Source organism: Methylophilus sp. UBA6697 (genome assembly GCF_002454655.1).
Lineage (GTDB): Bacteria > Pseudomonadota > Gammaproteobacteria > Burkholderiales > Methylophilaceae > Methylophilus.
Genome location: NZ_DKJH01000040.1, coordinates 42,224 through 53,519, shown reverse-complemented (window position 1 = coordinate 53,519; position 11,296 = coordinate 42,224). Strand labels below are relative to the sequence as shown.

Below are 11,296 nucleotides of genomic sequence, written 5' to 3'. Positions count from 1 at the left end.
CAGCCAAAGGCAACCACCGCAAAAGCGAAGCCAGGCCCCAGATGCAAAATACTCAAACCATAAATCAAACCACGTAACAACTCAGACTCCAACCATAAAAATTTAAAACGCTTTATCCTTAAGACAATATGCCTCTGGGCAACAGTGACTTACTGCATGCCTTTAAATATCTGGTAAGTGCCACCCGTGTAATTACCTTGAAATGAACTGGCCCTGACGCCCGCAGCGACTTCCATTTCGAACGGCACACGCTCATAAGAATAAAAATAGCGCCCTTTTTGCACGCAACGATCACAAGGACTATTGTCGTAACTATACACGTCAACCTGTGCATCGCCGACCCCTTGAATGCGCTGTTGGTGATACCCGGCAAGAATCACCTTCTCAATCACCACGCCAGGCGTGGTATTAACCTGCCAGGTCACGCCTTCATAGGCCATCAGGCCCAAAATAATCGGCGTCGTCTCATCACTGACATTCACGGTAATCGTGCGCTGATCTCTTCCAGGGTTCAACAATGCGTGACATGCATTCACAGCGGAAGGTTCTAGTTTACCTGCGGCCTCGTTCATCGCCTGGCACTGCGCCCACCATGGTCGTTTATCCGCGGTTTCCGGCAGCTGCCCCTGGTAAACGCCGATCACATGCAAAGCCGCTTGTGAGGCGGATTTGGGCTTCACAACAGGCGCCTGGATGATCGTGCTAGGCACTGTGCTGCAACAACTAGCTACCAGCAGTGGCAGGCAGGCAACAAGTAGATAAGCCATTAATTGACGCTGATTCGTCATTCTTACTCTTTCTGGTCTGCGAAAACAGATCACTCATTCAAAGTGATTGATATCATAAAAAAAGCCCCTGTCGGGGCCACATGGTTTGCAATAGCCAACCCTGTTTATAAATGAATCTCCCAGCTTTGCAATAGCCAGTTTGAGCTATGCCTCTGTGAATGTGTCGTTAACGTTTGATTGCCAACACCAGCACACCGACCGCCACCAGCGCTAAGCCCAGCCATTCACGCGCATTTAAGCGCTCGCCCAAAAACAGGCAGGCAAACACCGCAACCAGCACCAGGCTCAGCTTATCCACCGGCGCGACCTTGGAGGCTTCGCCCAACTGCAGCGCACGAAAATAGCAAATCCACGAGCCCCCAGTGGCCAAAGCGGATAAGCCGAGAAAAACCAGTGAACGGCTGGGTAGCGTGAATGGATTACTCCATTTACCCGCCAGCCAGACGAACGGGGCCAGCACCAGCGTAATCAGCACCGTACGAATCAAAGTCGCAAAATCAGAGTCTATGCCTTGAATACCGATTTTGGCAAAAATGGCCGTCAGTGCAGCAAAGCAGGCCGACAGCAGCGCCCAGAACAACCATTGACTCACCATAAATGCAACTCCCGAATTTTGTAAGAGACCAGTATAGCAAGTGCGCTCATGGCGGTTAAAGAGATGACGTTTGTTTGCATAGAAATAAAAAAGACTGGCCGTAGCCAGTCTTTTTTAACTAAAACGTGATTAAGCTTTCTCGCTACCGATAAAACGGTAAATGACCGCCCCTAACACTGCGCCTACAATCGGCGCCAGCCAGAATAACCAAAGCTGTGAAATCGCCCAGCCATCAACAAACACGGCCACGCCAGTGCTGCGCGCAGGGTTCACCGAGGTATTGGTGACCGGGATAGAGATCAAATGTATCAAGGTTAAGCACAAGCCAATCGCGATCGGTGCGAAGCCTTGTGGCGCGCGCTTGTCGGTGGCACCCATAATCACCACCAGAAACATCATGGTCATAACCACTTCAGTGACAAACGCCGCCAGCAGGCTGTAGCCGCCAGGGGAATGCGCATCATAGCCATTAGAGGCAAAGCCTGCGGTCACATCAAAGCCCGCTTTGCCGCTGGCGATCACATACAATACGCCACCGGCCACAATCGCGCCCAATACCTGCGAAACAATATACGGCAGCAATTCTTTGGCCTGAAAACGGCCACCAGCCCACAACCCGATAGACACGGCCGGGTTCAGATGACAGCCAGAAATATGGCCAATGGCAAAAGCCATGGTCAGCACGGTCAAACCAAACGCCAGAGATACCCCCAGCAAGCCGATCCCTACATCAGGAAAAGCCGCTGCCAACACGGCACTACCACAGCCCCCTATCACCAACCAGAATGTGCCAAAAAACTCTGCGACATATTTTTTCATTGCGCCCTCTCCTTTTTAAATAGCCGATGGTTTACTCAACATGCGCGTGTGCTGACTCGACAGCTGGTACCGACTCACAGCATGCTGTGCGCTCAATATAGCAAACTATCGCCCTTGCAGATGCGATCTGTTAAAAAATATTAAATAGCACTATCCCAATATCACATGCCAGGCATCACACCCGCCCAAAATAAAAAAGGCCGGCAACTGCCGACCCTTCAAAATCCCCTTAACCATCATATGGTTAATGATCAATCCACATTTTGCCCAATGCGCCACAACACGCCGGATGGATCGGCAATACAAAAATCGCGCATGCCCCAGCTTTGCAACTGAATCGGCCATACTTTGACACCATAGCTCTGAATAATCCCGCTCTCTTGTATTTTGTCCCACCAGGCGTCGACATCATGCACGAGTAAATGCATCATAAAATTCTCGGCCAGATTATCCGCACAAAAATCCTGCAACAGAAAGCTCACATGCGCATAATGAAAATAAGCCACGCCGCCGCCTTCTGACGCCATGGTAAAGCCCATGTCTTTATAAAACTGCTTGGAAAGTTCGAAATTCTTGGACGGAACGAAGGCTTTGATTTCTGTGACGGTGAGATTAGACATGATGAGATTTCCCGGATTTTTTGCTGATTAGCCCGCTAGTTTGAACGAATTCTATTTTAAAAAAATTATGCCACTTCAACAACCCAGGCCGGGTTCCAGACCACTTCCCAGACATGCCCGTCCGGGTCCTGAAAGTAGCCCGCATATCCGCCCCAGAACGTCTCGTGTGCGGGTTTGATCACTCTGGCACCAGCCGATAATGCTTGCGCCATGACATGATCGACCTCTTGTGCTGAAGACACATTATGCCCCAGCGTAAACGCAGTCGCGCTGGCAGGCGTCAAAGCCAGGCCGGTATCATGGCTAATGCTCTTGCGTGGCCACAGCGCCAGCTTTAAACCCGCGGCAAGCTGAAAAAATACCACGGCACCATATTCATACTCCTGGCCAATAATGCCTTCGGTTTTAAAACCCAGTCCCTCTCGATAGAACCGTAATGACCGCTCAAGATCCTCTACGCCCAGCGTAATCACGCTAATATGCGGCTTCATTGCCATGGCCTAGTGCTTACGCGCATGCTGGCGGCTCACCTGTTGGCAAAATGCAGCGGTTTTCGATGTATCTTCAGGCTCGATATCAGCCTCAAACGCATCCAATTTATTCAGAATCTCTTTTCTGCCACGGTATTTGCGCTTGAGTTTGGCAAGCCTGTCGTCCGTCCCTACACAAGACTGGCACACCGCATGATCAATATCGGCTTGCCGTTCTTCATCGTAGCCATATTCTCCGCGCCAATGGTCACAAGCCTCGCGCTGTTCCACAAACAGCGTCACGTCTTTGGGCAATGCACCGCCTGCACTTGCTGCACCGCAAAAACATAACAAAGCGAGTGAATAAACGCTGAAAGTCTTAGCCATCAACAGGGTGCTCCGGTGTGTCGAGGATATATTGATAAAACCCCAAATCCAGCCAGCGGCCAAACTTGAAGCCAGCTTGCCTGATGGTACCAGCATGGGTGAAACCAAGCCGCTTGTGGAGCGCAATACTACCTGCATTTTCTACATCTATGCCACCCACCATCACATGTACCTGTTGATCCCTGGCCGCTGCCATCAACTGCAGCATCAATGCCAGCCCAACGCCTTTGCCTCGATGCGCCGGATGCACATAGACTGAATGTTCTACCGTATATTTATACGCAGGCCAGGCACGGAACGACCCATAACTGGCAAATCCCAGCAGTACACCCTCATGATTCACTGCGCCAATCACCGGAAAACCATGCAAGGCTTTAGCCTCAAACCACGGCAGCATGGCATCAAACACACGAGGTTTGTAATCATACAGCGCCGTCGAATGCAGAATCGCGTCATTGAAAATATCAAGGATTTGCTGCGCATGCGCCTCATGATTGCAAACAACAAACTGCAAGTGGCTCTCCCAAACAACACCAGCGCATGTGCGCTGGTTATTTTTGAATCACAGGGAGCGTATCACGCCCCCTTCAATAAAGCTTACGCAGGCGTTGCAAACTTCAAGCCGATAATGCCGACCACAATGAAGGCCAGGCTGATCAGCCGTAAAGGATGTGCCGACTCTCCCAGCAGCACAATGCCGAGGATCACCGTGCCGACTGCGCCTACGCCTACCCAAATCGCGTAGGCAGTGCCCATGGGCAAAGACTTCATCGCCACACCCAGCAAACCAAGGCTAATCACCATAGAAAGCACCGTGCCCACCGTCGGCCACACTCGCGTAAACCCCTCGGTGTACTTCAGCCCAACCGCCCAACCAATTTCAAATAACCCAGCAACCACAAGAATGACCCAGTTCATAAACACCTCACAATGAGATAGGGCCGTCCCCAATTGAAGAAAGCAGTGAGGTCGTCCCCACGCCATACGAAGCATATCACCTCAAACTGCATAGGCGAAGTGCACTTATGCGAGCTTGCTCAGCACGCGCGTCAATCTATCCAGATTTTGTTCGTTGGCTGGCTCGACAATATGCCTAACAGCTTGGGCAGTCTCAACATCCGCAAACACTTGCACCCAACTCAGCTCAGTACCATTAGTTACTGCAGTCAGCTTTACGGTCAGTGTAAATAATGGCACACAAACATGCTCAACCACCACCATGCGATCCTGCTCCAGGGCGGCAAACACATTTTCATTGGCGTAGTCTTTGCCATCCGGCCCATGCATGACAAATCGCCACTGCCCGCCTGCCTTAAACTCGAACACCTCAAATATATTAGTGAACCCTTCCGGCCCCCACCATTGAGCAAGCAACTCTGGAGATGAAAAAGCAGCGTAAATAGCTGCTGGGGAGAATGGCAAAACTCTGGAAGTAAAAATGACGCTTTCTTCGACTGGCATATGATCACTCCGAATTTATCAAAACTCGTGAAGATTAACGTTGAGTTCAGCGGCGCGCCGCCGATAGGCGGAGCGTCCCTTGCATCGATGGCTTAGGGCCAAAGTTTATAGAGACCAAGTTGTATCTCCTGAGCGAAAACCACGAATCCCGAAATCCTCAACACCCTGACGAACTATGTATAGGCGGGAGAACCCTACAGCCGTTAGACCCGATACTAGAGCGCAGCTATGTTCAGTGCCCCCAATGGACTGAACATCCCTATCGCCTTTCAGCACGGGAAGAACAAGCTCGCGTGTGCGCTGATTTGTAACCCAGTCGAAGAAGATTGACTTAGCTTCTGGGGTTACATCCAGCAACTGTTTGAGCGTCCGATGGCAAAATCGCTGCCCAGAAGAGATTGCGTGGCGCTCTATGCAGTGAATCATTATCTCCTTCGTGGTGGGGACGAATTCCGCATAAAGATTCGGCGTTGAGCGCTGGAAATAATCGTTGAGAGCATCGGACGTCGTATTGAGATTGCCAAAAGTGATGAGATCATCAAGATTCCGTGAGCCTACGTACCCCCCATCCGGCTTACCAAAGCTCGTCTCGAATGCGATTCCAGACATATGCGTGGTGACCACTAGTTCGTAAATTGCATTGGGTCGTCGGCCATCTTCAGCAAGACGGACAGAAACCTCTAGGCCGACGCCGGTACCATAAGCAGTATCTCCTCGGTATCGTTCGATCACGCGCGAATCCTTGGCCCTAACGTTTGAAGTAAGGGGCTGGCTTTAGCCAGTCCCGCTTGAATGATGGGTTAGCCAGCAATGGCTGAGAAAGCCAGAAACTAGCTCGCTCAACTGACAACTGCTGGGTTAGCTGCGGATTTGCAAGTTCATGCAAAGCCTCATTAACCAATAATGGTTCAATTTTTATATCTTCTCTGCATTCAATTGCATTAGCCCAAGCCTCAACCTCGAATGATGAAATGGTTCCTTGCGTAAATAACTGCAATGCATGATGTATTTGCGCAGCCTCTAAGCTCACTAACTCAATTTCACTGTCCCACTCAAATTGAGCTAAATCAGAGATTGCCTGCTCAATTGGCAGTTTGAATTGAATCAAGTTCTCTAAGGCGGTTTTGCGGTTCATGGCTAACGTTAATTAGACCCCAAAAACGACAATAATATTTTATTTAGTCTGGGGGCTATAAAATTTATATATTTATTTATCATAATAAAATCAATGAGGTGTATCTTTATATTACACCTGAGCTTAGGAGTTACGCTATGGAAAACACACCTGAGGTAAAGCCAGTGCCAAAGTTGTTTCCCTCTATTGTAGAGCGCTTGCGAGTGAAGCACTACAGCAAGCGTACTGAAGAGGCTTATATACAATGGATTAAACGATATATTTTGCACCATGACAAGCGACATCCGCGTGATATGGGGGTGACTGAGGTGGAGGACTTTTTAACGCATTTGGCGGTGGCACGAAATGTGTCTGCCAGCACGCAAAATCAGGCGAAAAGCGCCCTGCTCTTTTTATATAAAGAGGTGCTGGAGATTGAGCTGCCCTGGCTGGACAATGTGACACAAGCAAAAGCACCTAAGCGCATGCCGGTGGTGCTTAACAAGCCTGAGGTGCAAGCCCTGCTCAACCGGCTGGATGGCACGATGTGGCTGATTGGTAGTTTGCTATACGGTAGTGGCTTGCGCGTGATGGAGTGTCTGCGTTTGCGGGTGAAAGATGTAGACTTTGTTAAAAGGGAGATTTTAGTGCGCGAAGGCAAGGGGTTTAAAGACCGGGTGACTATGCTGCCTGCGGCCTTAATTGAGCCTTTAAAACAACATCTGCTTAAAGTAAAACAGCTGCATGATGAGGACCTGGCGGCAGGGTTTGGTGAGGTGTTTATGCCGATGGCGCTTGATAAAAAATATCCGGGGGCTGGGCGCGAGTGGTCTTGGCAATATGTGTTTCCTTCTATCAAGCGCTCAATAGACCCGTCAAATAACCAGATTCGTCGCCACCATGCTGATGAAAAAACAGTGCAACGCGCAGTAAAAAAGGCTGCCAAGGCTGGCAATATCGCTAAACTGGCCACGCCGCACACGCTGCGGCACAGCTTTGCGACGCATCTGCTAGAAGGCGGTTATGATATTCGCACGGTGCAGGAATTATTGGGGCACAGTGATGTATCAACCACCATGATTTATACGCATGTGCTCAATAAGGGCGGGCGTGGCGTGGCCAGCCCGCTGGATGTGATTTAAAACCAGTATTTGGGGTAGCTTCCCTCACGCGTGAGGTTGTTATATACCAGCGCGACAACGGTGATGACAATGGCACCAAACAGGGTGGGAAACCACAAAAACTGCCAGCTTATGGCACCCTGGCTGGCGATCAACCAGACAATGACTGGATTGGAGCCTGCGGGAGGATGTACGGTCCGTGTGAACATCATGGCCGCAATCGCAAGGCCAACTGCAATCCCTAACGCCCACCAACCAACCCCCAGTTGCGACACCACCAGCAGACCGATCAACGAACTTAAAAAATGGCCACCAATCACATTGCGTGGCTGGGCAAACGGTGCATCCGGGTAAGCAAACAAAATGACACATGACGCGCCAAATGAACCCAGCACCAGCAACTGATCCAAGCGCGCACTCATCAGCGCGGCAATACTGATGGCAATCATGCCACCCAACCCAGCCATGAGGATGGCTTTGCCAGTGAACTTTGGCGGTAATGCCGCGTGCTCACCGGCAAGTTTATCTAACAATTTCATGTCTCTCTCCCTGAGATATTGTAGTGGACCATTCGTCCGCAATGTTGCCAGAAAGAGAGCCTGCCCGGCAAGGATAGGTTAAGCCGCCGATGAATACTGGTTAAGTCCGATCAGTTGCGCAAACTGATTTGCGGGCATAGGCTTGCCAAACAACTCGCCCTGCCCCTCTTCGCAGCGTTTGGCGCGTAGATACTCGTATTGCTGCTGGGTCTCTATGCCTTCTGCAATGGCTTGCAAATCGAAAGCATGCGCGATATCCAGCGTCGCACTGACTACAGAATCGTCCTTCTTCTGCTCAAGCATGCCTTGCACAAAGCTACGGTCAATTTTAATACGCGTCAGTGGATAGGTTTTGAGCTGACTGAGCGATGCGTATCCGGTGCCAAAATCATCAAACGCAATGCCAACGCCATAGGCTTTCAGCCTGTGCAAAATATTCAGCACCACTTCATCGCCATCGAGGGCAATATTTTCTGTGACTTCCAACTCCAGGGCAGAAGGCGGCAGACCATGCCTCGCCAGTGTGGAAACTACCTCTGCATATAAATCCCCCGCCTGGAACTGCGCGCCAAACAGGTTGACGCCGATACGCAAATCAGCGCCTGTATGCCTGCGCCAATAAGACACTTGCGCACAGGCCTCATCCAGCACCCATGCACCGACGGTGGCAGCCAGCGTGCCATTTTCGAGGGCAGGTAAAAAAGAAATCGGGGCCAGAATGCCGCGTTTGGGATGGCGCCAGCGTATCAACGCCTCAGCCCCGGTCACGGTGCCGGTGGTCAGGTTAACCTGTGGCTGGTAATAGAGCAAAAACTCGCCTTCATTGACTGCGCGGTACAGCTCCATGGCATACAAGCGCCTGGCGACAGCCTCCAGGCGCAATACTGGGCTGAACACACAGGCGCGCCCACGCCCCATGGCTTTGGCTTTAAACAGGGCCAAATCAGCATCGCTGACCAGTTCCAGCGTTTCGTGGGCATGAATGGGCGCCAGCGCCACACCGCAGCTTGCAATGACGCGTACTTCATCTTCACGTATCACCATCGGCTGGGCAATTAAATTAATGGCCTGCTCCGCGAGCGCCAACGCGTACTCCGGGCTGGCTACATCAAGCAGCACAATCGCAAACTCGTCGCCACCTATACGTGCCACCACGCCTGCTGCCCCCACCATCTGGCTCAGGCGATGAGCCATTTCCTTAAGAATACTATCCCCACAGGCGTGCCCCAGGGTGTCATTGATATCTTTAAAGCTATCAAAATCAATCATGAGTACCGCAATCGGGATATTGGCAATAATCGCGTCTTCGACGACTCGGTAATACCTGGCGCGGTTAGCCAACCCAGTGAGCGGATCCAGCGTATTTTGCTGATCAGTCACAGGCGCTGTCAGTCGCTGGGCCGTAATGTCTTTCAGGATGACTTCAAAACGCATTTCACCTTCGGCTTTCCAGCCAAACAGCGAGAAGCCAAGTTGAAACTCGCTGCCGCCTTTACGTAAACCGCGCGCTTCAAAAGACATATCAAGGTCATCAAGGGATCCGGCAGCCACGGCGCGCGCAACCATGTCGCGGAAAGTCGCGCGGTCACGCTCGACCAGCAGCATTTCAACCGGCTGGCCGATACCTTCTGCCAGACTGTAGCCATGAGATTGTGCGGCAGCCGTGTTCCAGGCGGTGATTTGCCCGTGGTCATTAAACCAGACCACTGGCGTAGAAGAGTGCCCCGCATAAGAGGCAAAATCAGGCCGGGAGCGATTGGTATGCGTTTCGATGCGCTTAAGCTCCAGACGGTCAGAGACCATCTGTGCCAGTTCCTGTAAACGGCGTTGATCATCAGGAGAAAAATCGAAATGTGGCTGGTTATCCACCACACACAAAGCACCCAAGGCCAGGCCATCGGGCGAAAGCAAGCGGACACCGGCATAAAAGCGTAATTGCGCCTCGCCAGTGACCAGCGGATTATCATGGAAGCGCTCATCCTGCGTGGCATCAGGCACCACCATTACTTCCATCTGATTGATAGCGTGCGCGCAAAAAGACACGTCGCGACGCATATCGACTTCACCGACACCGGTGACCGCGGCAAAAAAGACATGGTCACTGCCTATCATATTGACAGCAGCCACTGGCATGTCAAACATGCGGGCAGCAATTTGAACCACAGGGTCCAGGCTTTTCACTAAACCTTCATTATTCAAACCATGGTCATACAAGGCTTGCAACCTTGATTGCTCATTGGCCAGTATTACAGGGCACTTCATCACAATCTCCTTATTTGAGAGCTTTTGACTGATGTCTTGGTGATCTACGGATGTATTGGTGGTCTAATGTAGTGGTTTAATTTAGCATAAATATAATTATTTTAAATGATGCCCTACAAAAAAAGCCGTAGCGGATGCCTCAGCGTGATGTTAGTCGTGATGCTTTTGCACATCCCCAATGTGGCTCTGGCCGCGCAATCTGGCCAGTTTGACTTGCTTCTGGCGTTCACGCAGCGACTCTTTTTTGTCTGCGGATAATTTATCAAAACAATAAGGGCAAGAGATACCTGCTTCATATTGTTCGCTTTGCATTTCTTCCTGGGTCAATGGCATGCGGCAGGCATAGCATTGGTCATGGTCGCCCACTTCCAGGCCATGTTTGACGGCCACGCGCTGGTCAAACACAAAACAATCCCCTTCCCACAGGCTTTGCTCTTGAGGAATGGTTTCCAGGTATTTGAGGATGCCGCCTTGCAGGTGATACACCTCTTCAAACCCCTGCTGCTTCATAAAAGAAGAGGCTTTTTCACAGCGGATACCGCCGGTGCAGAACATGGCCACTTTTTTGTGTTTGTTTTTATCCAGGTTGTCGGCCACATATTGTGGAAACTCACGGAAGGTCGTTGTCTTCGGATCGATGGCGCCCTTGAAGGTACCGATATGCACTTCGTAATCATTGCGCGTATCCAGCACAATCACGTCCGGGTCGGAAATAATGGCGTTCCAGTCTTCAGGCTTTACATACGTGCCCACCACGTCATTCGGATCTACGCCCTGCACACCCATGGTGACAATTTCTTTTTTCAGCTTGACCTTCATGCGGTAAAACGGATGACTATCCGCCCATGACTCTTTATGCTCCAAATCCACCAACCGTGGATCCTGGCGTAAATGCGCCAGAATGGCACGGATATCCTCAGGCGCACCAGCAATAGTGCCGTTAATGCCTTCATTTGCCAGCAGCAAGGTGCCTTTGATATGCAGCTTCTGGCAAGCCTCTAAAATCGGTTGTTGCAGGTCTTTGTAGTCATTCAGGGTGACGAATTTGTAGAGGGCGGCAGTGAGAAATTGGCTCATGTGAGAATGTGGTTCATTGCAAAAACGCGATTTTACCACTGTA

15 protein-coding genes are annotated in these 11,296 nt (G+C 50.8%); 1 reads left to right on the top strand and 14 read right to left on the bottom strand.

Going from position 1 to position 11,296, the window contains the following annotated elements; genetic code table 11:
* Positions 1-149 precede the first annotated feature (149 nt).
* The 11 genes from B3355_RS10610 to B3355_RS10560 all read right to left on the bottom strand — a co-directional run bounded on the left by B3355_RS10610 (position 150) and on the right by B3355_RS10560 (position 6,275).
* Positions 150-788, bottom strand: coding sequence for a hypothetical protein (locus B3355_RS10610; RefSeq protein WP_292783602.1), 639 nt, complete (start codon positions 786-788; stop codon positions 150-152).
* 166 nt (positions 789-954) lie between these two features.
* Complete coding sequence (locus B3355_RS10605) at positions 955-1,383, bottom strand: EamA family transporter (RefSeq protein WP_292783599.1); 429 nt, start codon at positions 1,381-1,383, stop codon at positions 955-957.
* Between the two features lie 129 nt (positions 1,384-1,512).
* Positions 1,513-2,202 (bottom strand): aquaporin Z, encoded by a 690-nt coding sequence (gene aqpZ, locus B3355_RS10600; protein WP_024929986.1) that lies wholly within the window; start codon positions 2,200-2,202, stop codon positions 1,513-1,515.
* Positions 2,203-2,453: 251 nt separating this feature from the next.
* Positions 2,454-2,822 carry a VOC family protein gene (locus tag B3355_RS10595; RefSeq protein ID WP_292783596.1) on the bottom strand — a complete coding sequence of 123 codons (369 nt, stop codon included), beginning with the start codon at positions 2,820-2,822 and terminating at the stop codon, positions 2,454-2,456.
* Positions 2,823-2,887: 65 nt separating this feature from the next.
* Positions 2,888-3,313, bottom strand: a complete 426-nt coding sequence (locus B3355_RS10590) for a VOC family protein (RefSeq protein ID WP_292783594.1) — start codon at positions 3,311-3,313, stop codon at positions 2,888-2,890.
* A 9-nt stretch (positions 3,314-3,322) separates the two neighbouring features.
* A complete protein-coding gene (locus tag B3355_RS10585; RefSeq protein WP_292783592.1) occupies positions 3,323-3,679 on the bottom strand; it encodes a hypothetical protein in 357 nt (118 codons plus the stop codon).
* Positions 3,672-4,193 (bottom strand): GNAT family N-acetyltransferase, encoded by a 522-nt coding sequence (locus tag B3355_RS10580; protein ID WP_292783590.1) that lies wholly within the window; start codon positions 4,191-4,193, stop codon positions 3,672-3,674. Before B3355_RS10580 ends, B3355_RS10585 begins: the two co-directional genes overlap by 8 nt.
* 83 nt (positions 4,194-4,276) lie before the next feature.
* Positions 4,277-4,597: a quaternary ammonium compound efflux SMR transporter SugE gene (sugE, locus tag B3355_RS10575; protein WP_292783588.1), complete on the bottom strand. Its 321-nt coding sequence runs from the start codon at positions 4,595-4,597 to the stop codon at positions 4,277-4,279.
* 105 nt (positions 4,598-4,702) lie between these two features.
* Positions 4,703-5,140, bottom strand: a complete 438-nt coding sequence (locus B3355_RS10570; RefSeq protein ID WP_292783585.1) for an SRPBCC domain-containing protein — start codon at positions 5,138-5,140, stop codon at positions 4,703-4,705.
* Positions 5,141-5,245: 105 nt separating this feature from the next.
* On the bottom strand, positions 5,246-5,872 hold the full coding sequence (locus B3355_RS10565) for a hypothetical protein (RefSeq protein ID WP_292783583.1): 627 nt from the start codon (positions 5,870-5,872) through the stop codon (positions 5,246-5,248).
* Positions 5,873-5,888: 16 nt separating this feature from the next.
* Positions 5,889-6,275, bottom strand: coding sequence for a hypothetical protein (locus B3355_RS10560; RefSeq protein WP_292783581.1), 387 nt, complete (start codon positions 6,273-6,275; stop codon positions 5,889-5,891).
* 137 nt (positions 6,276-6,412) lie between these two features.
* On the opposite strand from B3355_RS10560, the gene B3355_RS10555 reads away from it, so the two are divergent.
* Entirely contained in the window at positions 6,413-7,396 is a 984-nt protein-coding gene (locus tag B3355_RS10555) for an integron integrase (protein WP_292783579.1), read from the top strand.
* On the opposite strand, the gene B3355_RS10550 is transcribed toward B3355_RS10555, so the two are convergent.
* The 3 genes from B3355_RS10550 to B3355_RS10540 form a co-directional block, all read right to left on the bottom strand.
* Positions 7,393-7,914, bottom strand: coding sequence for an HPP family protein (locus tag B3355_RS10550; protein WP_292783577.1), 522 nt, complete (start codon positions 7,912-7,914; stop codon positions 7,393-7,395). The genes B3355_RS10555 and B3355_RS10550 overlap by 4 nt on opposite strands.
* 78 nt (positions 7,915-7,992) lie before the next feature.
* Positions 7,993-10,176, bottom strand: a complete 2,184-nt coding sequence (locus tag B3355_RS10545; RefSeq protein WP_292783574.1) for a putative bifunctional diguanylate cyclase/phosphodiesterase — start codon at positions 10,174-10,176, stop codon at positions 7,993-7,995.
* Between the two features lie 150 nt (positions 10,177-10,326).
* Positions 10,327-11,253 (bottom strand): rhodanese-related sulfurtransferase, encoded by a 927-nt coding sequence (locus tag B3355_RS10540; RefSeq protein WP_047518234.1) that lies wholly within the window; start codon positions 11,251-11,253, stop codon positions 10,327-10,329.
* Positions 11,254-11,296 lie beyond the last annotated feature (43 nt).

What these genes read in the sequence shown, in the direction of transcription:
- B3355_RS10610 (WP_292783602.1), bottom strand. Translation starts at nt 788, where the DNA reads ATGACGAATCAGCGTCAATTAATGGCTTATCTACTTGTTGCCTGCCTG.
- B3355_RS10605 (WP_292783599.1), bottom strand. Translation starts at nt 1,383, where the DNA reads ATGGTGAGTCAATGGTTGTTCTGGGCGCTGCTGTCGGCCTGCTTTGCT.
- aqpZ (WP_024929986.1), bottom strand. Translation starts at nt 2,202, where the DNA reads ATGAAAAAATATGTCGCAGAGTTTTTTGGCACATTCTGGTTGGTGATA.
- B3355_RS10595 (WP_292783596.1), bottom strand. Translation starts at nt 2,822, where the DNA reads ATGTCTAATCTCACCGTCACAGAAATCAAAGCCTTCGTTCCGTCCAAG.
- B3355_RS10590 (WP_292783594.1), bottom strand. Translation starts at nt 3,313, where the DNA reads ATGAAGCCGCATATTAGCGTGATTACGCTGGGCGTAGAGGATCTTGAG.
- B3355_RS10585 (WP_292783592.1), bottom strand. Translation starts at nt 3,679, where the DNA reads ATGGCTAAGACTTTCAGCGTTTATTCACTCGCTTTGTTATGTTTTTGC.
- sugE (WP_292783588.1), bottom strand. Translation starts at nt 4,597, where the DNA reads ATGAACTGGGTCATTCTTGTGGTTGCTGGGTTATTTGAAATTGGTTGG.
- B3355_RS10570 (WP_292783585.1), bottom strand. Translation starts at nt 5,140, where the DNA reads ATGCCAGTCGAAGAAAGCGTCATTTTTACTTCCAGAGTTTTGCCATTC.
- B3355_RS10560 (WP_292783581.1), bottom strand. Translation starts at nt 6,275, where the DNA reads ATGAACCGCAAAACCGCCTTAGAGAACTTGATTCAATTCAAACTGCCA.
- B3355_RS10555 (WP_292783579.1), top strand. Translation starts at nt 6,413, where the DNA reads ATGGAAAACACACCTGAGGTAAAGCCAGTGCCAAAGTTGTTTCCCTCT.
- B3355_RS10550 (WP_292783577.1), bottom strand. Translation starts at nt 7,914, where the DNA reads ATGAAATTGTTAGATAAACTTGCCGGTGAGCACGCGGCATTACCGCCA.
- B3355_RS10545 (WP_292783574.1), bottom strand. Translation starts at nt 10,176, where the DNA reads ATGAAGTGCCCTGTAATACTGGCCAATGAGCAATCAAGGTTGCAAGCC.
- B3355_RS10540 (WP_047518234.1), bottom strand. Translation starts at nt 11,253, where the DNA reads ATGAGCCAATTTCTCACTGCCGCCCTCTACAAATTCGTCACCCTGAAT.